The 26,455-nt window shown below is 66.8% G+C and carries 24 protein-coding genes; 15 read left to right on the forward strand and 9 right to left on the reverse strand.

What is annotated here, in order from left to right; all coding sequences use genetic code 11:
• Positions 1-5: 5 nt before the first annotated feature.
• The 4 genes from ACVN9Z_RS19245 to ACVN9Z_RS19260 all read right to left on the reverse strand — a co-directional run bounded on the left by ACVN9Z_RS19245 (position 6) and on the right by ACVN9Z_RS19260 (position 3,867).
• Entirely contained in the window at positions 6-1,172 is a 1,167-nt protein-coding gene (locus ACVN9Z_RS19245; protein WP_020927365.1) for an acyl-CoA dehydrogenase family protein, read from the reverse strand.
• Entirely contained in the window at positions 1,172-2,398 is a 1,227-nt protein-coding gene (locus ACVN9Z_RS19250) for a CaiB/BaiF CoA transferase family protein (RefSeq protein WP_241064305.1), read from the reverse strand. The genes ACVN9Z_RS19245 and ACVN9Z_RS19250 overlap by 1 nt, the downstream gene beginning before the upstream one ends.
• Positions 2,399-2,400: 2 nt before the next feature.
• A complete protein-coding gene (locus tag ACVN9Z_RS19255) occupies positions 2,401-3,372 on the reverse strand; it encodes a Bug family tripartite tricarboxylate transporter substrate binding protein (protein WP_006385212.1) in 972 nt (323 codons plus the stop codon).
• 78 nt (positions 3,373-3,450) lie between these two features.
• Positions 3,451-3,867 carry a cupin domain-containing protein gene (locus tag ACVN9Z_RS19260; protein WP_035181776.1) on the reverse strand — a complete coding sequence of 139 codons (417 nt, stop codon included), beginning with the start codon at positions 3,865-3,867 and terminating at the stop codon, positions 3,451-3,453.
• Between the two features lie 163 nt (positions 3,868-4,030).
• On the opposite strand from ACVN9Z_RS19260, the gene folC reads away from it, so the two are divergent.
• From folC to purF, 4 genes are all read left to right on the forward strand, one after another.
• Positions 4,031-5,341 carry a bifunctional tetrahydrofolate synthase/dihydrofolate synthase gene (folC, locus tag ACVN9Z_RS19265; RefSeq protein ID WP_026385330.1) on the forward strand — a complete coding sequence of 437 codons (1,311 nt, stop codon included), beginning with the start codon at positions 4,031-4,033 and terminating at the stop codon, positions 5,339-5,341.
• Positions 5,342-5,432: 91 nt separating this feature from the next.
• Positions 5,433-6,272, forward strand: a complete 840-nt coding sequence (locus ACVN9Z_RS19270) for an SPOR domain-containing protein (protein ID WP_054438308.1) — start codon at positions 5,433-5,435, stop codon at positions 6,270-6,272.
• Positions 6,272-6,760 (forward strand): CvpA family protein, encoded by a 489-nt coding sequence (locus tag ACVN9Z_RS19275; protein WP_006385208.1) that lies wholly within the window; start codon positions 6,272-6,274, stop codon positions 6,758-6,760. The genes ACVN9Z_RS19270 and ACVN9Z_RS19275 overlap by 1 nt, the downstream gene beginning before the upstream one ends.
• A 30-nt stretch (positions 6,761-6,790) precedes the next feature.
• On the forward strand, positions 6,791-8,311 hold the full coding sequence (gene purF, locus ACVN9Z_RS19280; RefSeq protein WP_006385207.1) for an amidophosphoribosyltransferase: 1,521 nt from the start codon (positions 6,791-6,793) through the stop codon (positions 8,309-8,311).
• A 77-nt stretch (positions 8,312-8,388) separates the two neighbouring features.
• Here the strand turns inward: purF and ACVN9Z_RS19285 are convergent, their stop codons facing one another.
• The 5 genes from ACVN9Z_RS19285 to map form a co-directional block, all read right to left on the reverse strand.
• On the reverse strand, positions 8,389-8,901 hold the full coding sequence (locus tag ACVN9Z_RS19285; protein WP_006385206.1) for a M48 metallopeptidase family protein: 513 nt from the start codon (positions 8,899-8,901) through the stop codon (positions 8,389-8,391).
• Between the two features lie 97 nt (positions 8,902-8,998).
• Complete coding sequence (locus ACVN9Z_RS19290) at positions 8,999-9,484, reverse strand: disulfide bond formation protein B (RefSeq protein WP_458212529.1); 486 nt, start codon at positions 9,482-9,484, stop codon at positions 8,999-9,001.
• 66 nt (positions 9,485-9,550) lie between these two features.
• Positions 9,551-10,264 (reverse strand): MarC family protein, encoded by a 714-nt coding sequence (locus ACVN9Z_RS19295; RefSeq protein ID WP_006385204.1) that lies wholly within the window; start codon positions 10,262-10,264, stop codon positions 9,551-9,553.
• Between the two features lie 74 nt (positions 10,265-10,338).
• A complete protein-coding gene (locus tag ACVN9Z_RS19300; protein ID WP_006385203.1) occupies positions 10,339-12,945 on the reverse strand; it encodes a [protein-PII] uridylyltransferase in 2,607 nt (868 codons plus the stop codon).
• Between the two features lie 19 nt (positions 12,946-12,964).
• Positions 12,965-13,786, reverse strand: a complete 822-nt coding sequence (map, locus tag ACVN9Z_RS19305) for a type I methionyl aminopeptidase (RefSeq protein ID WP_006385202.1) — start codon at positions 13,784-13,786, stop codon at positions 12,965-12,967.
• Positions 13,787-14,631: 845 nt separating this feature from the next.
• On the opposite strand from map, the gene rpsB reads away from it, so the two are divergent.
• The 11 genes from rpsB to lpxD all read left to right on the forward strand — a co-directional run bounded on the left by rpsB (position 14,632) and on the right by lpxD (position 26,452).
• Positions 14,632-15,381, forward strand: a complete 750-nt coding sequence (rpsB, locus tag ACVN9Z_RS19310) for a 30S ribosomal protein S2 (RefSeq protein ID WP_006385201.1) — start codon at positions 14,632-14,634, stop codon at positions 15,379-15,381.
• A 182-nt stretch (positions 15,382-15,563) separates the two neighbouring features.
• Positions 15,564-16,442, forward strand: coding sequence for a translation elongation factor Ts (tsf, locus tag ACVN9Z_RS19315; protein ID WP_006385200.1), 879 nt, complete (start codon positions 15,564-15,566; stop codon positions 16,440-16,442).
• Positions 16,443-16,539: 97 nt separating this feature from the next.
• On the forward strand, positions 16,540-17,256 hold the full coding sequence (gene pyrH / locus ACVN9Z_RS19320) for a UMP kinase (protein WP_006385199.1): 717 nt from the start codon (positions 16,540-16,542) through the stop codon (positions 17,254-17,256).
• 15 nt (positions 17,257-17,271) lie between these two features.
• Complete coding sequence (frr, locus tag ACVN9Z_RS19325) at positions 17,272-17,832, forward strand: ribosome recycling factor (protein ID WP_006385198.1); 561 nt, start codon at positions 17,272-17,274, stop codon at positions 17,830-17,832.
• Between the two features lie 169 nt (positions 17,833-18,001).
• Positions 18,002-18,766, forward strand: coding sequence for a polyprenyl diphosphate synthase (uppS, locus tag ACVN9Z_RS19330; RefSeq protein WP_006385197.1), 765 nt, complete (start codon positions 18,002-18,004; stop codon positions 18,764-18,766).
• Positions 18,767-18,827: 61 nt separating this feature from the next.
• The gene (locus tag ACVN9Z_RS19335) at positions 18,828-19,685 is read left to right on the forward strand and encodes a phosphatidate cytidylyltransferase (RefSeq protein WP_006385196.1); all 858 of its coding nucleotides are present in this window, start codon (positions 18,828-18,830) and stop codon (positions 19,683-19,685) included.
• Positions 19,682-20,881 carry a 1-deoxy-D-xylulose-5-phosphate reductoisomerase gene (locus ACVN9Z_RS19340; protein WP_458212530.1) on the forward strand — a complete coding sequence of 400 codons (1,200 nt, stop codon included), beginning with the start codon at positions 19,682-19,684 and terminating at the stop codon, positions 20,879-20,881. Before ACVN9Z_RS19335 ends, ACVN9Z_RS19340 begins: the two co-directional genes overlap by 4 nt.
• A gap of 60 nt (positions 20,882-20,941) precedes the next feature.
• A complete protein-coding gene (gene rseP / locus ACVN9Z_RS19345; RefSeq protein ID WP_006385194.1) occupies positions 20,942-22,273 on the forward strand; it encodes an RIP metalloprotease RseP in 1,332 nt (443 codons plus the stop codon).
• Between the two features lie 53 nt (positions 22,274-22,326).
• Positions 22,327-24,672, forward strand: a complete 2,346-nt coding sequence (gene bamA, locus ACVN9Z_RS19350) for an outer membrane protein assembly factor BamA (RefSeq protein WP_047992747.1) — start codon at positions 22,327-22,329, stop codon at positions 24,670-24,672.
• A 107-nt stretch (positions 24,673-24,779) separates the two neighbouring features.
• Positions 24,780-25,340, forward strand: a complete 561-nt coding sequence (locus ACVN9Z_RS19355) for an OmpH/Skp family outer membrane protein (protein ID WP_024068647.1) — start codon at positions 24,780-24,782, stop codon at positions 25,338-25,340.
• A 14-nt stretch (positions 25,341-25,354) separates the two neighbouring features.
• Entirely contained in the window at positions 25,355-26,452 is a 1,098-nt protein-coding gene (lpxD, locus tag ACVN9Z_RS19360) for a UDP-3-O-(3-hydroxymyristoyl)glucosamine N-acyltransferase (RefSeq protein WP_054472212.1), read from the forward strand.
• The last annotated feature ends 3 nt before the right edge of the window (positions 26,453-26,455 follow it).

Below are 26,455 nucleotides of genomic sequence, written 5' to 3' on the forward strand. Positions count from 1 at the left end.
CGGGTTCAATAGGACTTCGGCAGCCCCAGCACTTTTTCCGCGATGAAGCACATGATCAGCTGCGGGCTGACCGGCGCGATGCGCGGGATGAAGCTCTCGCGCAGCAGCCGTTCCACGTGGTATTCCTTGGCGTAGCCCATGCCGCCCAGTGTCATCACCGCCGTCTGGCAGGCGTTGTAGCCGGCTTCGGCCGCCAGGTACTTGGCGGCGTTGGCGGCGGGGCCGCAGGGCTGGCCGGCGTCGTACAGGCTGGCGGCCTTGAATACCATCAGGTCGGCCGCCTCCAACTGCATCCAGGCCTGCGCCAGGGGATGCTGGATGCCCTGGTTCTGGCCGATCGGCCGGCCGAACACCTTGCGCTCGCCGGCATAGCGCACCGCCCGCTCCAGGGCGGCGCGGCCGATGCCGACCGCCTCGGCGGCGATCAGGATGCGTTCCGGATTCAGGCCGTGCAGGATGTATTCGAAGCCGCGGCCTTCCTCGCCGATGCGGTCGGCGACCGGAATCCGCAGGCCGTCGATGAACAGCATGTTCGAGTCCACCGCCTTGCGGCCCATCTTCTCGATCTCGCGCACCTCGACCTTGGCCCGGTCCAGGTCCGTATAGAACAGCGACAGCCCCTGGGTGGGCTTGGCCACGTCCGCCAGCGGCGTGGTGCGCGCCAGCAGCAGCATCTTGTCGGCCACCTGGGCGGTCGAGATCCAGATCTTGCGGCCATGCACCACGTATTCGTTGCCCTGGCGCACGGCGCGGGTGCCGAGTTTGGTGGTGTCCAGGCCGGCATCGGGCTCGGTCACGGCGAAGCAGGCCTTCTCGCGGCCCGAGATCAGCGGCGGCAACCAGCGGGCGCGCTGCTCGTCGTTGCCGAACACCACCACCGGGTTCAGGCCGAAGATGTTCATGTGCACGGCCGAGGCGCCGGTGAAGCCGGCGCCCGAGGCGGCAATGGTCTGCATCATCAGGGCGGCCTCGGTCATGCCCAGGCCGGCGCCGCCGTGCTCCTGCGGCATGGCGATGCCGAGCCAGCCGTCGCGCGCCAGGTCGGCGTGCAGCGGCTCGGGGAAACCGCCCTCGCGGTCGCGTTCCAGCCAGTAGTCGTCGGGATAGCGTTCGCAGATGCGCGACACGGCGTCGCGCAGGGCCAGTTGGTCGGGGGTGAATTCGAAGTCCATCAGTGGGTTCCGTCCTGGGTGATGCGATGGGAGAAGAGGGCGTCGATGGCCGCGTCGTCGTAGCCGGCCTCGGCCAGCACTTCGCGGCTGTGCTGGCCCAGCGTGGGCGCCGGGCGGCGGATGGCGGTCGGCGTGCCCTGGTAGCGGCCAAGGGGGGCGGGGGTGCGCAGGCGGCCTTCGGTGGGGTGGTCCTGCTGCTGCACGAAGCCGGTGGCCGCCAGGTGTTCGTCCCCCAGCAGGTCGTCGACCGTGTAGAGCTGCGAGGCGGGGATGTCGGCTTGCGCCAGGTCCCGCAGCCAGTCCTGGCTGGGACGGGCGCGGATCACGTCGGCGACGAAGGCGTAGACCTCGTCGATGTGCGCCGCGCGCGCGCCGTGGGTGTGGAAGCGCGGGTCCTGGCCGAGTTCGGGCTGGCCGATCAAGGCAAAGAAGTTGCGCCAGTGCTTGTCGTTGTAGATCAGCAGGCAGATGTAGCCGTCGGCCGTGGCGTACGGGCGGCGGTGCGGCGCCAGCAGCCGCGCATAGCCGGTGGGCCCCAGCGGCGGCTCGAAGGTCGCGCCGCCCAGATGGTCGCCCAGCACCAGGTGGGCCATGCCTTCGAACATGGGGATTTCAACCTGTTGGCCCTGGCCGCTGGCGCGGGCGTGAAGGACCGCCGAGACCAGGGCGATGCCCACGTGCAGGCCCACCGCGCGGTCCGCCAGCGTCAGCGGCGCATAGCGCGGCACGTCGCCGCTTTGCTGCGCGGACAGCGCGGCGATGCCGGTCTGGCCCTGGATCAGGTCGTCGTAGGCCGGGCGGCCGGCGTAGGGGCCGGTCTCGCCGAAGCCGTAGGCGCCCAGGTAGACGATGCGCGGATTGCGCGCGGCCACCGCCTCGTACGACAGGCCCAGGCGCGCCATCGCCTGGGGGCGGATGTTGTAGAGCAGGGCGTCGCAGCTCTCGGCCAGCCGCAGGCAGGCCTCGCGGCCCTCGGGCGTCTTCAGGTCCAGTACCACCGACCGCTTGTTGCGGTTCAGGTGCAGGTACAGGTGTCCCATGCCCGGGTTGCGCATGGGGCCGACGGCGCGCATGTTGTCACCCGCCGGCGACTCCACCTTGATGACGTCCGCGCCCAGGTCGGCCAGCACCTGGGTGGCGTAGGGACCCATCACGACCGAGCTCAGGTCCAGGATGCGCACGCCGGCGAGGGGGCCGGCGGCCTGCGGGGGGGCTGCGTGGGGCATCGTCATTGCTGCTCGATCCCCGCGTCGCGGATCAGCTTGCCCCACAGGTCGCGCTGTTCGCTGACGAACTGCGCGAAGGCCTCGGGCGAACTGGAGAAGGCGTCAAAGCCCAGGCCGGCCAGGCGCTTGCGCACGTCGGGCTTGGCCACCACCTGCTTGATGGCGTCGTTGAGCCTGGCCACCACTTCGGGCGGCATGCCGGCCGGACCGAAGTAGCCGTTCCAGGAATTCAGGTCGAAATCCTGCACGCCCGACTCCGCCATGGACGGCAGGTCCGGCACGATGGCGCTGCGCTCGGCGGTGGACACCGCCAGCGCCCGCAACTGGCCCGACTGCACGAACGGCAGGCCGGATGCCAGGTCGGTGAACATGAAGTCGACCTGGCCCCCGACCACGTCGGTCAGGCCTTGCGGCGTGCCCTTGTAGGGCACGTGCAGGATGTCGATCCTGGCGCGGTTGGCCAGCGTGGCGCCGGCCACGATGCCGGTGCTGTTGCCGCTGGCATAGGTGATGCGGCCCGGGTGCTGGCGCGCATCGGCCACCAGGTCGGCCACGGTCTTCCAGGGCCGCTTGGGGTTGACCACCAGGATGAAGGGCAGGTTGCCGCCGCGCGCGATGGGCGTGAAGTCCTTGACCGGGTCGTAGGGAATGTTCTTCATCAGCCAGGGCGCGGCCGAGTGCGAGGTGTTGGTGGTGACGAACAGCGTGTAGCCGTCCGGCTTGGCGCGCGCGACGTAGCTGGCGGCGATGGTGGCGTTGGCGCCGGGCTTGTTCTCGACCACGATCTGCTGTCCCAGGATGGTCGACAGCTCGGCGCCAAAGATGCGCCCGACGGCGTCGGTGCCCGAGCCGGCCGGGAACGGCACGATCAGCGTGATGGGTTTGTTCGGATAGTCCGCGGCATGGGCCGCGGGCAAGGCCAGCAGGCTGGCGCCGCCGAGCAGGGCGGCGCGCAACAGGCGGTGAAGTTGCATGGTTTGTCTCTCCAGATGGTGGGAAACCGGGCGCGGCTTCTGCGGCCGCTGCCCGGGGATGCCGGTGGCCCCGGCGCCTCAGGCGCCGGTTGCGGGCGCGGGAAAACCGCGGATGACGCGGTCGGGCGATTCTTCGTACGGCGGCGTGTAGATCACCAGCAGCCGCGCCGGCTCGTCGCTGGTGACGGTGAACACATGCGGGATGTCCGGCGGGAAGTAGCAGCAATCGCCCGGCCCCATGTCGGCCCATTCGTCCTGGACCTGGGCGCGGGCCGTGCCGGAAAGCAGGTAACAGACCTGCTCGATGCCGGGGTGGGCGTGCGGCAGCGCCCCCTTGCCCTTGTCGATCACCCCCAGCAGCACCTCCACGCCGCGCGCGCCCACGGTGTCGGGACCGATCAGGCGGCGGTTCAGGGTGCCGGTGTGGTTGGCCGGGTGGTAGCCGGGCACGTCGGCTTCGCGGACCAGCCAGGCCGGGGTCTTCTGCTGCATCATGTTCCTTCCTTTTAAATTCTCATATGTGAATTTATTTTTACGTATGAGAAAAACATCGGCAAGCGGTTTTTCCCGGAGAACCCGTGCCGCGCCCTGGGGGATTAGGGAAAACACCGGGCACGCGCTGCTAAAATCACGGGCTGTCCACCTTTGCGATCCCGTCATGCCTTCTGCCCTCAAGCCTGCCGCCGGCGCCTCCCTGTCCGATTGGCTCCAGTACCTGGAATCCATCCACGCCGTCGCGATCGACATGGGCCTGGAGCGCGTGCGGGAAGTGGCGGCGCGCATGAATCTGGAACTGCCCGGCGTGAAGTTCGTGGTCGGCGGCACCAACGGCAAGGGCTCGACCTGCGCCATGCTCGAGGCCATCCTGCTGGCCGCGGGCTACAAGGTCGGCCTGTACACCTCGCCGCACCTCATCGATTTCAACGAACGCGCCCGTGTCAACGGCCAGATCGCCTCGGACGAGGCCCTGATCGAACAGTTCACCGCGGTCGAGGCCGCCCGCGGCGACACTTCGCTGACGTACTTCGAATTCACCACGCTGGCGATCCTGCGCCTGTTCTCGCAATCGCGGCTGGACGCCGTGGTGCTGGAAGTCGGCCTGGGCGGCCGCCTGGACGCGGTCAATATCGTCGACGCCGACTGTGCCATCGTCACCAGCGTCGACCTGGACCACATCGACTATCTCGGCGACACGCGCGAGAAGATCGGCTTCGAGAAGGCCCATATCTACCGTCCCGGCCGGCCCGCCGTGTGCGCCGACCCGGTGCCGCCGCAATCGCTGCTGGACCATGTCGAGCAGATCGGCGCCGACCTGTGGCTGTTCGGCCGCGACTACAACTATTCGGGCGATCGCCAGCAATGGGCCTATGGCGGGCGCGAACAGCGCCGCAGCGCGCTGGCCTATCCGGCGCTGCGTGGCGCCAACCAGCTGCTGAACGCGTCGGCCGCGCTGGCCGCGCTGGAATCGGTGCGCGACCGCCTGCCGGTGCCGCAGCAGGCGGTGCGCCAGGGGCTGCTGCAGGCCTCGTTGCCGGGCCGATTCCAGATCCTGCCGGGCCAGCCCACCGTGATCCTGGACGTCGCCCACAACCCCCACGCCGCCGCCGTGCTGGCCCAGAACCTGGACAACATGGGTTTCCATCCCTACACCTATGCGGTGTTCGGCATGCTCAACGACAAGGACCTGGCCGGTGTGCTGGCCAAGCTCGGCACCCGGGTCGACCACTGGTTCTGCGCCGGCTTGCCGGGGCCGCGCGGCGGCACGGGCGAACGCCTGGCCGAGCAGGTGGCTGCCGCGCTGCCGGCGGCGCCCGCCGGGGCCGAGGCGCCGGGTGTCTCGGCCTACGCGGATCCCGCCCAGGCCTTCGCCGCGGCGCGTGAACGGGCGGGCGAGAATGATAGAATCGTGGTGTTCGGATCATTTCTCACCGTGGCCTCGGTTTTGCAGTCTCTGGGTCGCAAGGCGTAGGTAGAAGCGGCATAGCAAAACCGGGTGCAGCGTCGTGGCGGTCCGCCGCCATACCCGCCCCGCCGCAAGGCGCCGCAAGGAATTCTCTCCCATGGGTTTTTTCAAACGCAAAGATCCTGCCGACCAGGCGCAGCCCTCCAAGCGAGCGGCGGTGCCCAGCGAGGTCCAGGCGGCGGAGTTGCGCGGGCGCGCCCGGCGCCGGCTGGCCGGCGCCATCGCGCTGGTGCTGGCCGCCGTCATCATCCTGCCCATGGTGCTGGACTCGCAGCCGGTGCCCGTTGCCGACAACATTCCCATCAAGGTGCCTGAGCGCAACACGCCGTTCCAGCCGCAAGTGAGCGAACCGCAGGCCACCGCGCCCGCCGCCACGCCGGCCCCGGGCGCCGCGCCCACCGATCCGGCCGCCGTCCAGACGCCGCCGCCGGTCACCCCGGCGCAGCCGCAGGCCACCACGCCGCCCGCCACTGCCACCCCGCCGGCCGCGACGCCGCCCGCGGCCACGCCGCCGCAGGTCGCCGCCACCACGCCGCCGCGCACGCAGCCGGCCACGCCGCCCAAGCCGGAACCCAAGCCCGAGCCCAAGCCGGCCACGCCCAAGCCCGAGACCCGTTCGGATGACGGCGCCCGCGCCCTGGCGTTGCTGGAAGGCCGCTCGGCGCCCGCCGCCACGCCGGCCCCCAAGCCGCAGGCCGCCAAGGGCAATTTCGTGCTGCAGATCGCGGCCTACACCACGTCCGAGGACGCCCAGTCGCGGCGCAGCAAGCTGCACCAGGCCGGGGTGACCAACGCATTCGTCGAGCAGGCTTCCATCGGAGGCAAGCAGCAGTACCGTCTGCGGGTGGGGCCGTTCCCCTCGCGCGAGGCGGCGCAGGCGGCCCAGGCGCGGTTGCGCACCCTGGGCTATGACAACGGTTTCATTGCCGCCCAGTAGTGACCGGCTTCGACTTCGTCGTGCTGGCCATCCTGGTGGTATCGGGTGTGCTGGGCCTGGTGCGCGGCCTGCTCAAGGAAGTGCTGTCGCTGGTCGCGTATCTGCTGGCCTTCGTGGCCGCGATCTGGTGGGGGCCCACGGTCTATACCTGGCTGGAGCCCTATATCGAAACAACGCTGCTGCGCATGGGTGTCTCGTACGCGGTGGTCTTCATTATCGTGCTGCTCGGCGTGGGGTTGGTCAACATGACGCTTGCCGCCTTGATCCGCAGCACCGGACTGAGCCCGGCCGATCACGGCCTGGGCGGCATGTTCGGGCTGGCCCGGGGTCTGCTGATCGTGCTGGCGCTGGTCGCCGCCGCCGGCTACACGCCGCTGCCGCAGGAGCCGTGGTGGCAGGACGCCATGTTTTCGCATTCGGCCATCGAGGCCATCAAACATATCAAGACGTGGCTGCCGCCATCCCTGGCGACGTGGCTGCCGTATTGATTGGCTTTACATCAACCAGGAAATCTCACCATGTGTGGAATCGTAGGGGTCATCGGGCGCGGGCCGGTCAACCAGCTGCTCTATGACAGCTTGCTGCTGTTGCAGCATCGCGGGCAGGACGCCGCGGGCATCGCGACGTCGCAAGGCAACCAGTTCAATATGTACAAGGCGCATGGCCTGGTGCGCGACGTATTCCGCACGCGCAACATGCGCGCCTTGCCGGGTACCTCGGGCGTGGGCCAGGTGCGCTATCCCACCGCCGGCTCCAGCGCCAGCGAGGAAGAGGCCCAGCCGTTCTACGTCAACGCGCCGTTCGGCATCATGTTCGCCCACAACGGCAACCTGACCAACTGGCGCGAGCTGCGTGAATCGCTCTACCGCGTCGACCGCCGCCACATCAACACCAATTCCGACTCGGAAGTGCTGCTGAACGTGCTGGCCCACGAGCTGCAGTCGGCCGCCAGCGGCGTCTCGCTCGACGACGACGCGATGTTCCGCGCCGTCGCCGCCGTGCACAAGCGCGTGCGCGGCGCCTACGCGGTGGTGGCGCAGATTTCCGGCTACGGCCTGCTGGCATTCCGCGATCCCAACGGCATCCGTCCGCTGTGCATCGGCCGCCAGGAGACCGACGAAGGCGTCGAGTGGATGGTGGCCTCGGAATCGGTGGCGCTGGAAGGCAGCGGCTTCGCCTTCGTGCGCGACGTCGAGCCGGGCGAAGCGGTGTTCGTCGACCTGGACGGCCGCTTCGTCAGCCGCCAGTGCGCCGACAATCCGCAGCTGGTGCCCTGCATTTTCGAATACGTCTACTTCGCCCGCCCCGATTCGCTGATCGACGGCGTGTCGGTGTACGACGCGCGCCTGCGCATGGGTGAATACCTGGCCGACAAGGTCGCGCGCAACATGCGCCTGGGCGACATCGACGTGGTCATGCCGATTCCCGATTCCTCGCGTCCGGCCGCCATGCAGCTGGCCGCCCGCCTGAATCTGGACTACCGCGAAGGCCTGATCAAGAACCGCTACGTCGGCCGCACCTTCATCATGCCCGGCCAGGCCGTGCGCCGTAAATCGGTGCGCCAGAAGCTCAATGCCATCGGCATGGAGTTCAAGGGCAAGAACGTGCTGCTGGTGGACGACTCCATCGTGCGCGGCACCACCAGCCGCGAGATCGTCGACATGGCGCGCGCTGCCGGCGCCAACAAGGTGTACTTCGCCTCGGCCGCGCCTCCGGTGCGCTTCCCCAACGTGTACGGCATCGACATGCCGACGCAGAGCGAACTGATCGCCACCGGCCGCAGCGACGAGGAGATCGCCCGCGCGATCGGCGCCGACAGCCTGGTCTACCAGGACCTGCACGACATGCAGCAGGCGGTGCGCGACCTCAACCCGAAGCTGTCGCGCTTCGAGGCGTCGTGCTTCGATGGCGAGTACATCACCGGCGACATCACCGCGGAATACCTGGCGCGCCTGGGCCAGTCGCGCGCGGAGTCGGGCGACGGCGAAGGCGCCAGCGGCCTGCAATTCAACATGGGCTACGCCGCCAACGACGCCTGAAGTCGACGCGCCCCATGCAAAAGCCGCTCCCTGGGGAGCGGCTTTTTTTTGTCCGTCGGCTCGCGCGGATGGGAGCTTCACCACAGGCTCTCGCCGGTGGCCTCCAGGTGGGTCAGGTAGAGCCGCAGGTCGAATTCATACTGGTGGTATTGCGGCTCCATCAACCGGCACAGGTTGTAGAAGGCCTTGTTGTGGTCCTTTTCCTTCAGGTGCGCCAGTTCGTGGACCGTGATCATCTTCAGGAATTCCCGCGGCACCGCCTTGAACAGCGTGGCGACGCGGATCTCGTGCTTGGCCTTGAGCTTGCCGCCCTGCACCCGCGAGATGAAGGTGTGCTGGCCCAGCGCGTGCTGGATCACGTGGATCTTGCTGTCGAAGGCAATCTTGCTGAGCGGCGCGCCGTTGCGGATATAGGTGTTCTTCAGGTCCACCACGTAGTCGTACAGCGCCTTGTCGGTGCGCACGTCGTGCGCGCCGGCGGGATAGCGGGCGCGCAGCGCCGGCCCGAGCTTGCCCTGGTCGAGCAGCGCGCGGGCCTGCGCCAGCAGCGATTCCGGATAACCGGTCAGGTATTTCATGATGTCAGGCATGGATCGAGGCCCGCCCGCGCGGGCCTGGCCATTTTCCGTTGCCGTCCGTGGCGCGCAGGCGTCTGGCGTGGGGGCCGTCCAACGGCGGGGGCGCGGCTCAGGCGGCGCGGCCGCGGCCAAAGGCGGCGGGCAGGGCCATGAACAGCAGGATCACGAACAGCGCCAGGCTCCACAGGGCGTACTCGATGCCCAGCACCGGCACCACCGCGTCCATGCAGGTGGCGTAGATGCCGAACAGCCACGGCACGCCGCCGTCCAGGCCGATGCCGGTCATGAAGCGGTCGGCGAAAGTCTGGTCGCACGACAGCATCTTGGCGGCCACGGTGTATTGGTACCAGGCCGCGGCGATGCCGCTGATCGACAGCAGGGCGGCCAGGGACGCGCAAACGCGCGTCAGCGCGCGGCCGCCGCCGAAACCACCGATCAGGGCGATGACGCCGATCACCAGGTAGATCAGGCGCTGCAGCACGCACCAGGCGCAAGGCGGCATGTCAAAGGCATACTGGGAAACCAGGGCGATGCCGACGGCGCCGAAGCAGAAGAGGGCGATCAGGCGGAGCAGGCGTTCTGAGCGAGAAGTCATGGTTGTTGCAAGATAAGGGTTCGCAGGGGCGCGGCCCCCGGGGATGGCCAGTCCGGCCGCCAGGCGTTAGGCCTTGGGAATCGGAATTGGTTGCATGACCTGCTGCAACACGCCGAGCAGCAGTTCGCGCGAGCCTTCCCAGAAGATCTGCACGCCCAGGCACAGCATGATGAAGGCGGACATGCGCATGAACACGGCGGTGCCATTATCGCCCAGCCGATGCAGCATCTGCGCGGCAAAGCGCAGGCAGACGTACAAAGTCAGCGAAACGACCACGATGCCGGGGATCGAGCCGCCCAGCCGCAGCAGGCTCAGCACGTGGTTCTGGTCGCGCAGCGACACGCCCACGGTGATGGCCGCCGCGATCGAGCCGGGGCCGCAGCTGATGGGGAATGTGAGCGGGTAGAAGGCCCGCGTCTTGGCCATTTCCGGGGTGAACGATTCGGCCATGCGGGCGACCCGCTCGGTGTCGGCGTCGGGGGAATTGACCAGCCGCCAGGCGCTGGCGATGACCAGCATGCCGCCGCCCACGCGCACGATCGACAGCGAGATGCCGAAAAAGCTCAGCAGCACGTTGCCCGCCACCATCGCCACGATCAGCATCAGTCCGACATTGATGGCGACGCGCTTGGCCAGCACCGTGCGGGTCGACGACGAGGCGCCTTCGGTGAGCGACAGGAAGATGGGGGCGATCGCGGGCGGATTCAGGAACGGCAACAGCGTGGCCAGCGCGAAGAAGAAGCTGGTCCCCAGTACCCGCAAGTATTCGTTTAGCTCCATCGCACCGTATCGCCAGGCCGAAAACCGGATTGTATGCGGTCGGCGGCCGTCTGGCGACGGCCCGCGGGCGAGCCTCAGGCGGCCTGTTGCCGGGCCTCGTCGCCGGCCAGCGCGTCCAGGATGTCGCGCTCGAACTGCATCTGGCTGCGCGGGCGCGCCAGCGCAGCGCCGTCGACGATGAAAACGTCTTCGACCCGGTCGCCCAGCGTCATGATCTTGGCCATCAGCAGGTTGACTTCGTGCTGGGCGAAGACCCGCGCCAGGGCGTGCAACAGGCCGGGACGGTCGGTCGCCGTGACCGACAGCCGCCAGGAGGTGCTGCGCTCGTCGGGTTGCAGTTCCGCCTGCGGCATGATGGGAAACACGCGCGACATGCGCGACTGGCGCCCGCGGCCGTAGTAGCCGCCGCGCCCCGTGGTGGCCTGGGCGGCGGCCTGGATGTCCTTGAGCCGCTCGGCCAGTTCGTGTTCGACCAGCGTGGCCTGGGCGCGCAGGTCGCTGGCGCCCTCGGGCAGCAGCACGATGAAGCTGTCCAGCGCCCAGCCGTGGCGCGTGGTGTGGATGCGGGCGTCCTGCACCGACAGCGACTTGGCGTCGAAATACCCGCAGATCGCCACGAACAGGTCCGGCACGTCGCGCGTATAGACCATGATCTGCAGGCCTTCGCCCTGCTCGGTGGGGCGGGCCCGCACCACCGCATGGGCCGGCGTCACCTGGTGATACAGATGGCGCGTGTGCCAGGCGATGTCGGAAGCGTCGTGGCGCAGGAAATACGCCACGTCGAGCTGGTTCCAGAAGGCTTCGCGGGCGTCGTCGCGCAGGCCGGCCAGGCGCGTCAGGCGCGCGGCCTCTTCCTTGCGCTCGGTCAGCACCGTGTGGGCGTCGGCATGGGCGCCGCCCAGCGCGGCCAGGGTCAGCTTGTACAGGTCCTCGAGCAGCTTGCCCTTCCAGGCGTTCCAGACCTTGGGGCTGGTGCCGCGGATATCGGCCACCGTCAGCAGGTAGAGCGCCGTCAGGTGGCGTTCGTCCTTGACCGTGGCGGCAAATTCCTGGATCACGGCCGGGTCGGACAGGTCGCGCTTCTGCGCCACGGCCGACATCAGCAGGTGTTGGCGCACCAGGAATTCCACCAGCCTGGTGTCCTCGGGTTCCATGCCGTGGTCGTGGGCGAACTTGCGCACCTCGCGCGCGCCCAGCTCGGAATGGTCGCCGCCGCGGCCCTTGGCAATGTCGTGGAACAGCGCCGCCACATACAGCAGCCAATGGCGGTCCAGGCCGGCGATCAACTGGCTGGCCAGCGGATATTCCTGGGCATGCTCGGGCATGGTGAAGCGGCGCAGGTTGCGCACCACCGCCAGCGTGTGCTGGTCCACCGTGTAGGCGTGGAACAGGTCGTGCTGCATCTGGCCGACGATGCGGCGGAACACCGGCAGGTAGCGCGGCAGGATGTTCAGCATGGTCATGCGGCGCAGTTCATGCACGATGCCGCGCGGCTGCTGCAGGATCTGCAGGAACAGCTTGCGGTTGACCGGATTGCGGCGGAACTGCGCGTCGATGCGATGGCGCGAATGCCAGATGGCGCGCAGCGTGCGCGCCGACATGCCGGTCAGCTCGGGGTGCTGCTGCATCACCAGGAAGGCGCGCAGCAGCAGCGTGGGATTGCGCTCGAAACCATCGTCGCGAATGATGTCGAGGCGGTCGCGCAGGTTGCGGAAATCGTCGTCGATGTCGCGCGCGTCGCTGTCCGGGCGCGGGAACAGGCGTTCCTCGATGTTCTGCACCAGGATGCCGTTCAACTGGGTCACCAGGCGCGCGGCCCAGTAGTAGCGCTGCATCAGCAGCTCGCTGCCGCGGCGCGTGGCGGTGGCGTGGATGCCGTAGACCTCGGCCAGGGCCGGTTGCAGGTCGAACAGCACGCGGTCCTCGCGCCGGTTGGCCAGCAGGTGCAGCTCGATGCGCAGGCGCTTGAAGGCCTGTTCCGCCTTGCGCAGGTCGCGTGCCTCGGACGGCGTCAACAGGCCGGCCTGCGCCACCGCGCGCCAGTTCTCGCCAAAACCGGCCGCGCGCGCCATCCACAGGATCACTTGCAGGTCGCGCAGGCCGCCGGGCGATTCCTTGCAGTTGGGTTCGAGCGCGTAGGGCGTGTCCTGGTAGCGCGCGTGGCGCTGCTGCATCTCGACGCGCTTGGCGCGGAAGAAGGCGCGCGCATCCAGTCGCGACTGGGTGGCGGCTTCGAACTTCTTCATCAGCGCGCGGCTGCCCGCCAGCCAGCGCGATTCGAGCAGCGCGGTCTCGACCGTGATGTCGGCGTCGGCCTCGCGTTCGCAGTCCTCGATGGTGCGCACGCTATGGCCGGGTTCCAGGCCCAGGTCCCAGAGCGCGGCGACCAGGCGCTCGATGGCGGACTCGTCTTCGGCGGTGGGCGCGTGCGGCAGCAGGATCAGCAGGTCGACGTCCGAATGCGGGTACAGCTCGCCGCGGCCGTAGCCGCCGACCGCCGCCAGCGTGGCGCCGGCCGGCAGGGGGGTGTGCTTGACCAGGTCGCGTAGCGCCGCGTCGACGATGCGGCGCAGGTCGCCCAGCAGGGTGTCGGGGCGCTCGTGTTCGCGGAACTGGGCCACCGCGGCCCGCCGGGATTCCTGAATGCGTTCGCGCAGGGTGCTGAGGATATCGGCGGTCATGGTGGCGGACTGGCCGGGGTCAGACGGCGGGAATGACGATCGGTTCGGTGATGAAGGCGGGCGGCTTGGGCATGCCGGGCGACAGGGTCAGGACCTCGTAGCCGGTGTCGGTGACGCAGACAGCATGCTCCCATTGCGCCGACAGGCTATGGTCGCGCGTCACGACCGTCCAGCCGTCGGACAACTGGCGGATCTCGCGGCGGCCGGCGTTGATCATGGGCTCGATGGTGAACAACATACCCGTCACCAATTCCACGCCGGTGCCCGGCTTGCCATAATGCAGCACCTGCGGGTCTTCATGGAAGCGCTGGCCGATGCCGTGGCCGCAGAATTCGCGCACCACCGAGAAGCCGTTGGCCTCGGCGTGCTTCTGGATGGCGTTGCCGACGTCGCCCAATGTGGCCCCGTTTTTGACCTGCTGGATGCCTTTCCACATGCACTCGAAGGTGATGTCGGTCAGGCGGCGCGACAGGATCGACTGCTCGCCCACGGCGTACATGCGGCTGGTGTCGCCGAACCAGCCGTCCTTGATGATGGTGACGTCGATATTGAGGGAGTCCCCGTTTTTCAGCGCCTTGTCGCCCGGGATGCCGTGGCACACCTGGTGATTGACCGAGGTGCAGATGGCGCCGGGGAAGGGCGGGTAGCCGGGCGGGGCGTAGCCCACCGTGGCGGACTTCACCTTGAGCTCGTCGGTCAGGTATTCCAGGCAGAGGCGGTCCAGTTCCCCGGTGGTGACGCCAGGTTTGACGTAGGGAGTGATGAAATCGAGGACTTTGGCGGCGTCCTGGCAGGCCGCGCGCATTTTGGCCAGGTCGGCCGGATTGGTAATGGTGCCCATGGAATGACTGACGGATCTCGCTTGAATGTCTGCTTGAAAGAATAGTAGAATTATAGGCTTCCCTAAAATTTTGGGGAGCAATCTGGGTAGCGGCAAGCGCCGATCCCGGCGGGTGGGGATGGAATCATCCAGGCCACCTGGTTGGTTGTTCGACCCTGCATGTTGGGTCGCACCGCATCTTGTGAGATCGGTGGCGGGTCCTGGAGTTTCATCGCAAGCGAAGGTTGTGGTGGGAATTCGGGCCAGTCGCGAGATTCCGGGGGCGAGGCGGCGCGGCAGGCGGGCGAGGGCGGCGGGCCGGGAAGGTCGGGCGTGTACATCCCTCAGGCTGGGGCGCTGCGTGCTCGCAAGCCCGGTCATGTTTTCGAGCAGCGATGCAGGTTCGATGTGGCTGCCGGTTTAAGTTCTTGGAAAACCCGGGTTTTGAAACCCTGTTTTCCTGAAGAAATGCCTCCGGCGACTGATGCGCGTGATGATTGAAACCAGGGTTGAAAGATCCTGGTTGAAAACCAGGACGCGAGGGAACTGGATTTCGCTGCCAACAAAACAGGTCCGGGTGCGCTGGAAGAAACTGCCAGGGATTTCCTGGCGGGTCGGACGGCGCGATGCGTGCAGGCGGGGCAAGGCGCTTCGTCGTGGCGGCCGTCTGGGTTTATCGCGGCAGCGTGGCAGCAAGGCGCGCGGGGCACATGCCCGGCACGTCGGAGTAGTGCGGCAGTGATCGGCCGGCCCGGTTAAAATTCTGTTCATCCCGCAGGTGCGGGAAATCGCGCGCAACACCACCCAGGGTGTCAGCCACAGGCTGATGCAGGTGCGGCGCAAGAAATCAACCCTTGGAGAAAGTTATGTCTTTGATGCGCGAAATGCTGGAAGCGGGTGTCCACTTCGGTCACCAGACCCGCTACTGGAACCCCAAGATGGCCCCCTTCATCTTCGGCCATCGCAACAAGATTCACATCATCAACCTGGAAAAGACGGTTGATAAGTACCAGGAAGCCACCAAGTTCGTGAAGCAGCTGGCTGCTCGCGGTGGCAACATCCTGTTCGTCGGCACCAAGCGCGCCGCCCGCGAGCTGGTCGCCGCCGAAGCCGCCCGTTGCGGCATGCCTTTCGTCGACGCCCGCTGGCTCGGCGGCATGCTGACCAACTTCAAGACGGTCAAGACCTCGGTCAAGCGCCTGAAGGACATGGAAGCCGTGGTCGCCGAAGGCGGCGCCGAGCGCATGATCAAGAAGGAAGGCCTGCTGTTCCAGCGCGAACTGGAAAAGCTGAACAAGTCGATCGGCGGCATCAAGGACATGAACGGCCTGCCCGATGCCATGTTCGTGATCGACGTCGGCTACCACAAGATCGCCATCGCCGAAGCCAAGACCCTGGGCATCCCCGTGGTCGCCGTGGTTGACACCAACCACTCGCCCGAAGGCATCGACTACGTGATCCCCGGCAACGACGACTCGGCCAAGGCCATCGCGCTGTACGCCAAGGGCATCGCCGACGCCGTGCTGGAAGGCCGCGAACAGAACCTGAACGGTCTGGTCGAGGAAATCGGTGAAGGCCAGGAAGAGTTCGTCGAAGTGCAGGATAACCAGGCCTAAAGCCTGCTGTCATGTCCGGCGGTTAGTGTCTGGGGGCGGTCGCGGAAAGCGGCGTGCCCCCGCCTCGCCGGCAGTGCGAAGGCGGACTCCCGCCTTCCTCATCCGCTGCTTGCGGACGTCTCATCGAATCACACCAATGCCCCGGCCCGCCGGGGCATGTCTTAGCAAAATTTGGAGCTAACATGGCTGAAATTACCGCCGCCCTGGTCAAGGAACTGCGCGAAAAGACCGATGCGCCCATGATGGAGTGCAAGAAGGCCCTGACGGAAGCCGAAGGCGACCTGGCCCGCGCCGAGGAAATCCTGCGCGTCAAGCTGGGCAACAAGGCCAGCAAGGCTGCCGCCCGCGTCACCGCCGAAGGCCTGATCGGCCTGTTCATCTCGGCCGACGCCAAGCAAGGCGCCGTCATCGAAGTGAACTGCGAAACCGACTTCGTGGCCAAGAACGACGACTTCGTCGCCTTCGTCAACAAGCTGGCCGAGCTGGTCGCCACCCAGAACCCCGCCGACGTGGCCGCCCTGTCGGCGCTGCCCTACGGCGACGGCACCATCGAATCGACCCGTACCGCCCTGATCGGCAAGATCGGCGAAAACATCTCGATCCGCCGCTTCGAGCGCATCCAGACCCCGAACGCCCTGGCCAGCTACGTGCACGGCGGCAAGATCGGCGTGCTGGTGGAATACGCCGGCGCCGAGGAAGTGGGCAAGGACCTGGCGATGCACATCGCCGCGACCAAGCCGAAGGCCCTGAACGCCGACGGCGTGAACCCGGCCGACATCGCCGCCGAACGCTCGGTCGCCGAGCAGAAGGCCGCCGAATCGGGCAAGCCGGCTGAAATCGTCGCCAAGATGGTCGAAGGCTCGGTGCAGAAGTTCCTGAAGGAAGTGACGCTGCTGTCGCAACCGTTCGTCAAGGACGACAAGAACACCGTCGAACAGATGCTCAAGGCCAAGGGCGCCTCGATCAGCAAGTTCGTGCTGTTCGTCGTCGGCGAAGGTATCGAGAAGAAGACCAGCGACTTCGCCGCTGAGGTTGCCGCCGCCGCCGCCGGCCGCGCCTGATCTCAGGGTAGTCCTTACAGGCCGGCGCTAGATATTTTCTAGTCCGGCCTATTTCTTGTCTTAAACTTTCGTCGGATTGTTCTTCGGGATATCACCTATGAGCAGCAGATCATACAAACGGGTTCTTCTCAAACTTTCCGGCGAGGCGCTGATGGGCGACGATGCATTCGGCATCAATCGCTCCACCATCGTCCGCATGACCGATGAGATCGCCGAAGTCGCCGCCACCGGCGTCGAGCTGGCCATCGTCATCGGCGGTGGCAACATCTTCCGTGGCGTCGCGCCCGGTGCGCAGGGCATGGACCGCGCCACCGCCGACTACATGGGCATGATGGCCACCATCATGAACGCCCTTGCCCTGCAGGACGCGCTCAAGCACAAGGGTATCGACACCCGCGTGCAATCGGCCCTGAACATCGACCAGGTCGTCGAACCGTACATTCGCCCCAAGGCCCTGCGCTACCTCGAAGAAGGCAAGGTCGTCATCTTCGCCGCGGGTACAGGCAACCCCTTCTTCACGACCGACACCGCCGCCGCCCTGCGTGGCGCCGAGATCGGCGCGGAGATCGTGCTGAAGGCCACCAAGGTCGACGGCATCTACAGCGCGGATCCCAACAAGGATCCTTCCGCCACGCGCTATGCGCGCATCAGCTTCGACGAGGCCATCGTCCGTCGCCTGGAAGTGATGGACGCCACGGCGTTCGCCCTGTGCCGCGACCAGAAGCTGCCGATCAAGGTGTTTTCGATCAATAAGTCGGGCGCGCTCAAGCGCGTCGTCAGCGGCGAAGACGAAGGCACGTTGGTACACGTTTAAAGAAAAGGAAAATCCATGAGCGTCGCAGAAATCCGCAAATCCGCCGAAGCCAGGATGGCCAAGTCGCTTGACACGCTCAAGACCAACCTGGCCAAGATCCGCACGGGCCGCGCCCACACCGGCATCCTGGACCACGTGCAGGTCGAGTACTACGGTTCGCCCGTGCCGATCAGCCAGGTCGGCAACGTGAACCTGATCGACGCGCGCACCATCAGCGTCCAGCCCTACGAAAAGAGCATGGCCGCCGCGATCGAGAAGGCCATCCGCGAATCGGACCTGGGCCTGAACCCGATGTCCATGGGCGACAGCATCCGCGTGCCGATGCCGGCCCTGACCGAAGAGCGCCGCCGCGACCTGACCAAGGTCGTGCGCAGCGAGGGCGAGGACGCCAAGGTGGCCGTGCGCAACCTGCGCCGCGAAGCCAACGAAGGGCTGAAGAAGCTGGTCAAGGACAAGGAAATCTCCGAGGACGACGAGCGTCGCGCGCAGGATGATGTCCAGAAGCTGACGGACCGCAGCGTGGCCGACATCGACAAGATGGTCACGCAAAAAGAAGCGGAAATCATGACCGTATAATCCTTGCAGTGCCGGGCAGGGGCGGCTAGCCACGCCCGGCGCCAGGATTGCTGCCTTCGCGCGCCGTCCCATCCATTGCCTCGCAGCTCGCTGGCGCAGCAGTGGATCGACGGCGCGGATTTTTCCCGTATTCCCTGTTTTACGCCGGTCGACGGCGCTCCCCAGACCCATGGCAACCAGTTCTACCCAGGCGGTTCCCGCTACCCGCGATATCCCGGAGCACGTGGCCATCATCATGGATGGCAACGGTCGCTGGGCGACGCGGCGATTGCTGCCGCGCACGGCGGGCCATGCCAAGGGCGTGCAGGCGGTGCGGCGCGTGGTCGAGGCCTGCGGTCGCGCCGGGGTGCGTTACCTGACGCTGTTCGCCTTCAGTTCCGAGAACTGGCGCCGGCCCGCCGAGGAAGTGTCGCTGCTGATGCGCCTGTTCGTGCAGGCGCTGGAGCGCGAGGTCGGCAAGCTGGAAGAGCAGGGGGTGCGGTTGCACGTCATCGGCGACCTGTCGGCCTTCGAGCCGCGCCTGCAGGAACTGATCTTCGCGGCCCAGGCCCGCACCGCCCACAATGACCGCCTGCACCTGACGGTGGCTGCCAACTACGGCGGCCGCTGGGACATCCTGCAGGCCACCCGCGCCATGCTGGCGGCCGAGCCGGCCCTGGCGACGCAGCCTGAGCTGGTCGACGAAGAGCGGCTGGCGCGGCACCTGTCCATGTCCTGGGCCCCTGAGCCTGACCTGTTCATCCGCACCGGCGGCGAGCAGCGCATTTCCAATTTCCTGATCTGGCAGATGGCGTACGCCGAGTTCTATTTCACCGACCGCTACTGGCCCGACTTTGGCGCCGACGAGTTGCGCGAGGCATTCGACTGGTACCGCACGCGCGAGCGCCGCTTCGGCCGCACCAGCGCACAGCTCGCCGCAAGCGGCGACAAATAACGGCTTGCCGCCAGCCGCGCGGCGCGCGGCGGCCCTGAGCCGACCTCGAGGAGACCGTCACATGTTGGGTCAGCGTATCGTTACCGCCGTCATCCTGCTCGCCATCCTGGCGGCGGCGATGATGAGTGCCAATCCCTGGTGGTTCGTGGCGCTGCTCGCGCTGGCCGCGGCCTGCGCCAATTGGGAGTGGCTGCGCCTGACGTTGCCGCAGCCGCCGTCGCCGCTGATCGCCGCCGGTATCCCGATCCTGTTGTTCGCGGCCATGCTGGCACTGACGTCGGCCTGGCTCTCGGGCGGACGCGAAGGCGTCACCGACCCCGCCTGGGTCCTGCGCTACGCGGCGCCGCTGGTTGCCGCGGTATGGCTGCTGGGCGCCACCGCCGCGGTGATGCGCGGCCGTTCCGACGCGGCGCCGGCCAGCCTGGCCTGGTCGCTGTTTTCCGTGCCGGCCGCCTTCACGGCCTGGGCGGTGCTGGCGCAGATGTTCATGACCCATGGCGCCGGCTTCGTGGTGTCGCTGCTGGCGCTGGTCTGGGTGGCCGACATCGCCGCTTATTTTGCCGGCCGCGCGTTCGGCAAGCGTAAACTGGCGCCGCGGGTCAGCCCCGGCAAGACAGTGGCGGGCGCGGTGGCCGGCGTATTGGGCGCGGTGATCTGGATCGGCCTGTCCAGTCTTTGGGACGGCACCTATGGCCATGCCCTGGTCGCGCGCTGGAGCTTCTGGCTGGCCCTGCCGATCGCCGCCTTGCTGGGGGTGCTGTCGATCATCGGCGACCTGTTCGAGTCCCTGCTCAAGCGCCGCGCCGGCCGCAAGGATTCCAGCGCGCTGCTGCCCGGCCATGGCGGGGTCTATGACCGGATCGACGCGATCCTCCCGGTTGCGCCGCTCGCATTCATTTTGTCTGGAGTGTTGTTTTGACGGCTTTTCAACGCGTCGTGGTGCTGGGGTCGACCGGTTCGATCGGCGAAAGCACGCTGGATGTCATCGCCCGCCACCCGGATCGCCTGGCGGTGTACGCGCTGTCCGCCTACAGCCGCATGCAGCGGCTGGCCGAACAGGCGCTGGCCAGTCGTGCGGCGGTGGTGGTGGTGCCGGATACCGAGGCGCGTGCCAGGTTCATGGCGGCCTGGCCCGCCGGTGAAACCCCGCCGGAAATCCGCGTGGGCGCGCAAGCGCTGGCCGACACGGCCGCGGATCCGCAGTGTGATTCGGTGATGGCGGCGATCGTGGGCGCCGCCGGCCTGCCGGCCGCGTTGGCGGCCGCCCGCAAGGGCAAGCGCGTGTTGCTGGCCAATAAAGAAGCGCTGGTGGCGGCGGGCTCGCTGTTCATGCAGGCAATACGCGACAACGGCGCCGAATTGCTGCCGATCGACAGCGAACATAACGCCATTTTCCAATGCATGCCGCACGGCGGACGCGCCGGCGCGTCCGCTGCCCCCGCGCCGGGCGTGCGCCGCCTGCTGCTGACCGCGTCCGGCGGTCCGTTCCGTGGCCGTGACCTGGAGGACCTGCATGAGGTCACGCCGGCGCAGGCCTGCGCCCATCCCAACTGGAGCATGGGCCGCAAGATCTCGGTCGATTCCGCCACCATGCTGAACAAGGGACTGGAAGTGATCGAGGCGCACTGGCTGTTCGCCATGCCGCCGGACCGTATCGAGGTCGTGGTGCATCCGCAGAGCGTGGTGCACTCGATGGTCGAATACGACGACGGGTCAGTCCTGGCGCAGCTGGGCCAGCCCGACATGCGCACGCCGATTGCCTACGGGTTGGGTTTTCCCGAACGCCTGAACAGCGGCGTGGGGCCACTGGACCTGACGCGCCTGGGGCGGCTGGATTTTGAAAAACCGGACCTGGCGCGGTTCCCGTGCCTGGCTCTGTCGTTCGAGGCGCTGCGGGCCGGGCAGGCCGCCTGCATTGCGCTGAACGCGGCCAACGAAGTGGCGGTGGAGGCGTTCCTGGGAGGGCGGCTGGCCTACACCTGGATTGCGCGCGTCATCGAGGCGACCCTGGAGTGGCAGGGGGGGCAATCATCTGTTACGCTCAACAGTCTTGACGATGTGCTGGCGCTGGATGCCGCCGCGCGCGTTTACGCCGGCAACCTTGGCCTGGCGTGACGCTGAGCGGATGACCCCGGCGTCCCACGTCGTCCCTGATTCCTGGATTTCCTGACCCCGATGCTTTTCACCCTGCTGGCCTTTGCCGTCGCGCTTGGCTCCCTGATCATTTTCCATGAGTTGGGGCATTACTGGGTGGCGCGCCTTTGCGGCGTGAAGGTGCTGAGGTTTTCGGTGGGCTTTGGCAAGGTCGTCCTGCGCCGCACCGACCGTCACGGCACCGAATGGGCCCTGTCGGCCCTGCCGCTGGGCGGCTACGTCAAGATGCAGGACGATGCCCCGGCCGGCGCCACCGCCGAACAAGCCGCGGGCGCCTTCAACAACAAGCCGGTCGGCAAGCGTATCGCCATCGTGGCGGCCGGTCCGATTTTCAATCTCATCCTCGCGGTCTTCCTTTATGCCGGCCTGAACATGGCGGGCACCGAGGAGCCGGTGGCCGTGATCGCGCCGCCCGCGGCCGATACGCCCGCCGCGCGCGCCGGCCTGGTCGCTGGCGATCGCATCCTGGCCATCGATGGCCAGGAAGTGGCGTCGTGGTCCGATGCCCGCTGGCGCCTGATGGACGTGATGGCCACGGGCGGCCGCGCGCTGGTCGAGGTCGGCACGCCGGGCGGCTCCGCGCAGCAGCGCGAGCTGATCCTGCCGGCCAATGCCATGGATCCGGCTGGCGGTGATCCGCTGGCGGCCGCCGGCATCCGCCTGGCCCAGCCCAAGCCCGCCGTGCGCGTCGTCAACGACGGCGGCGAAGGGCAGGCGGCCGGCCTGCGCCAGGGCGACCTGATCCTGGCCGTCGACGGCCAGCCCACCCCCGATACCGGCGCGCTGGTCAAGCAGATCCAGGAAAGCGCCGGCAAGCCCCTGGCCCTGACCCTGGCGCGCGACGGCGCCCAGATCTCGATCAACGTCACGCCGCGCGCCGAAACGGTCAACGGCCAGGTCATCGGCCGGCTCGGCGTCCAGCTGGGTGGCGACGTGCCCATGGTGACCGTGCGCTACGGGGTGTTCGACAGCCTCTGGCGCGGGGCGGTCCGCACCTGGGACACGGCACTGTTTTCGTTGCGCATGATGGGCCGGATGGTGACGGGCGACGTTTCCTGGCGCAATGTCAGCGGTCCGGTGACCATCGCCGATTACGCCGGCCAGACGGCCCGGATCGGTATTGTTGCGTACATCGCCTATATCGCGTTGATCAGTATCAGCCTGGGCGTACTAAATTTGCTGCCCATTCCTATGCTGGACGGGGGGCATCTGCTGTACTATCTCGTCGAAATTGTGCGGGGCAGTCCACCGCCCGCACGGTGGATCGATATCGGACAGCGCGCAGGCATTGGTTTATTGGCAAGCCTGATGGGGCTTGCGCTGTTCAATGATTTCACGCGCCTGTTTACTTAAGCGCCAATTAGCATAAAATCCCCCGCCATTTGCACGACCGAGGATACTCAAGGATGTCTTTTCGCCGGATGTTTCATCACAAAAAGGGTGTACTGCCGGGCGTAGTGCCGAGTCTGATCGCCGCATTGCTGCTGCCAGGCATGGCTCACGCCTTCGACCCTTTTGTCGTGCGGGATATCCGCGTAGAGGGGATCCAGCGCACCGACGCCGGCACCGTCTTCGGTTATCTGCCGGTCAAGGTGGGCGAGAAATTCACCGAGGAAGAAGCCACCGAGGCGATCCGCCGCCTGTATGGCACCGGCTTTTTCACCGACGTGCAGATCCAGACCGACAATAATGTCGTGGTCGTGGTGGTGCAGGAACGCCCGACGATCGCATCCGTGAATTTCAACGGCATGCGCGAATTCGATTCCAAGGCCATTACCAAATCGCTGGGGCAGGTGGGTTTTGCCGAAGGCCGTATTTTCGACCGCTCGATGCTCGAGCGTGCCGAATACGAACTCAAGCAGCAATACCTGTCCAAGGGCAAGTATGGCGTGGAAGTGACCTCCACCGTCACGCCGCTGCCGCGCAACCGCGTCGGCGTCAGCTTCGACGTGTTCGAAGGCTCGGTCGCCCGCATCCAGGAAATCCGTTTCGTCGGCAACAAGGCCTTCTCCGAAAGCGACCTGCTCGACGAATTCAAGCTGACCACGCCGGGCTGGCTCACCTGGTACACCGATACCGACAAGTATTCGCGCGAAAAGCTCGAGGGCGATCTCGAACGCCTGCGTTCGTTCTACCTCGACCGCGGCTACCTCGAATTCACCGTCGAACCGCCGCAGGTCACGATCTCGCCGGACCGCAAGGACATCCGCATCACCATCACTGTCCATGAAGGCGAGCCGTACAAGGTGCGCAGCGTCAAGCTGGCCGGCAACCTGATCGGCCTGGACAAGGAAATCAACGACCTGGTCAAGATCAAGCCGGACGAAACCTTCTCGGCGGCCAAGGCCAACGACTCGGCCAAGGCGATCACCGACTACCTGGGCGAACTGGGCTACGCGTTCGCCAACGTCAACCCCAACCCGCAGCTGGACCGCGCCAAGCACGAGGCCGACCTGACGTTCTACGTCGACCCGAGCCGCCGCGTGTACGTGCGCCGCATCCAGATCGGTGGCAACACCCGCACGCGCGACGAAGTCGTGCGCCGCGAAATGCGCCAGCAGGAAGCCGCCTGGTACGACGCCAAGGACATCAAGACCTCGCGCGACCGCGTCGACCGCCTGGGCTACTTCAGCGACGTCAACGTCAAGACCGATCCGGTGCCGGGTTCGCCCGATCAGGTCGACGTCAACGTCGACGTGAAGGAAAAGCCCACCGGCATGATCAACCTGGGTGTGGGTTACGGTTCGTCCGAAAAAGCGATCCTGTCGGCCGGCATCAGCGAAGACAACGTGTTCGGCAGCGGCACCAACCTGACGCTGCAGTTGAACACCAGCAAGACCAACCGCGCGATCGTGCTGTCGCACACCGATCCGTATTGGACCAAGGACGGCATCAGCCGCACCACGTCCGCCTATTACCGCGTGACCGAGCCCTGGAACAACAACGACGGCGACTACCGCGTCAAGTCGATGGGCCTGGGCATGAACTTCGGCGTGCCGATCTCGGAATACGACCGGATCTTCCTGGGCGCCAATCTCGAGCGCAACCAGATCGACCTGTTCTCGAACTCGCCGCTCGCCTATCGCAATTTCGTCGACCAGTACGGCGACGCGACCAACTCGGTGATCTTCACCGCCGGCTGGTCCAACGACACCCGCGACAGCGCGCTGGCGCCGACCAAGGGTTCGTACACCCGCCTGAAGAGCGACTTCTCGACGGTCGACCTGAAGTACTACATGCTCACCGGCCAGCAGCAGTACTTCATCCCCTTGGGCAACTCGTACACCCTGGCGCTGAACGGCATGGTCGATTGGGGCCAGAGCTACGGCGGCAAGGACTACCCGATCATCAAGGACGTGTACGCCGGCGGTATCGGCACGGTGCGCGGCTACGAGGGTTCGTCGCTGGGTCCGCGCGACTCGGTCACGGGCGACTACCTGGGTGGTTCGCGCCGCATCGTCGCCAACGCCCAGTTGTACCTGCCGTTCCCGGGCGCATCCAAGGATCGCACGCTGCGCTGGTTCATCTTCAGCGATGCGGGCCAGGTCAGCGCCGGCAGCGGCCTGTCGTGCACCAACGGCAAGCCGGGCAGCGAGGTCGAGGATCCCTGCGGCTGGCGTTTCTCGGCCGGTATCGGCCTGTCGTGGCAGTCGCCGATGGGGCCGCTGCAACTGTCGTATGCCCGTCCTCTCAATTCCAAGCCGGGCGACGACAAGCAGAGCTTCCAGTTCCAGATCGGGACCGGGTTCTGATCGGCGTTACGCTTGAAAACAAGGGAGGGGCCCGCCGGCCCGGCCCTTTTGCCGTTTAGTGGCACAATACACACTTTGGCTTTGCCTTACTGGAAGGTGAGATTTTCATGATGTCTGACTTCGCACTTAAATCATCGAATTCGCTGCGCGCCACGCGCCGTGGCAAGCTGGGCGGCTCCATTGCCCTGGTGGGTGCGCTCATTCTCGGTTCCGTTGCGGCGGTGCCCGCTCAGGCTCAGAACACCAAGATCGGCTTCGTCAATACCGAGCGGATCCTGCGTGAGTCCGGTCCGGCCAAGACGGCGCAAAGCAAGATCGAAGCCGAATTCAAGAAGCGCGACGACGAGCTGCAGCGCCTGAACACCAGCCTGCGCTCGCAAGCCGAAAAGTTCGACAAGGACGCGCCGGTGCTGTCGGAATCCGACCGCGTCAAGCGCCAGCGTGAACTGTCCAACCTGGATACGGACCTGCAGCGCAAGCGCCGTGAATTCCAGGAAGACTTCAACCGCCGCCGCAACGAAGAGTTTTCCAGCATCGTGACGAAGGCCAACGAGGCCATCAAGCGCATCGCCGAGCAGGAAAACTACGACCTGATCATCCAGGACGCCGTGACGGTCAACCCGCGCATCGACATCACCGACAAGGTGATCCAGAGCCTGGGCAAATAAGCTGCAGTCGCCGTATGCCGGTTCTACTGGATCTTGCCCGCGCGCCGACGCTTGAAGCGCTGTTGAGCGCCGCCAATACCCAGGGCATGGACTGGCGCATCAGCGCGCCGGCCGGCGCCGATCCCTTGCGGGTCCGCGGCATCGGCACGCTGGCGTCGGCCAGCGGCCAGGAAATCAGTTTCCTGGCCAATCCCAAATACCAGAGCCAGCTTGCCGCCACCCAGGCGGGGGCGGTGATCGTCTCGGCCGACGTGGCCGAGGCGCTGGAGGCCGCCGGCGCCGACCGGCCGCGTTTCGCGCTGGTCGTGTGCAAGCATCCCTATCTGCTGTACGCCCGGGTGGCGCAGTGGTTCGACGCCGCGCGGCGTCCGGCCTTGCCGGCCGCCACGCACCCCTCGGCGGTGGTCGCGGCTGACGCGCACATCGAAGACGACGTGCGTATCGGTCCGAATTGCGTCATCGAGTCGGGAGCGCGGATCGGCCGCGGCAGCGTGCTGGGCGCAGGCTGCGTGATTGGCGCCGGATCGTCGATCGGTCCCGACAGCCGCCTGCATGCCCACGTCACGTTGTACGAGGGCGTCAAGGTCGGCGCCCGCGCCATCATCCACAGTGGCGTGGTGCTGGGCGCGGACGGTTTCGGCTTCGCGCCGGACCCGTCGCTGGGGCAGGGGGCCTGGGGCAAGATCCCGCAGCTGGGCGGGGTGTCGGTGGGGGACGACGTCGAAATCGGCGCCAACACCACCATCGACCGCGGCGCGCTCGAAGACACCACGGTGGCCGACGGCGTCAAGCTCGACAACCAGATCATGGTGGGTCACAACGTGCGCATTGGCAAGTACACCGCGATCGCGGCTTGCGTGGGCGTTGCCGGATCCACCACGATCGGCGAGCGTTGCACCATCGGCGGCGCGGCGATGCTCTCGGGGCACCTGACCCTGGCCGATGACGTGCATATTTCAGGCGGCACCGCGGTGACGTCGAATATTTCCAAACCTGGACGCTATACCGGGGTGTACCCGTATGCGGATCACGGTGAATGGCAGCGCAACGCCGCCGTGATACAACAGTTGGCGCAGTTGCGCCGCCGCGTGCGGACGCTGGAAAAAGACTAGGGC

This window comes from Achromobacter sp. KK8, assembly GCF_054188005.1.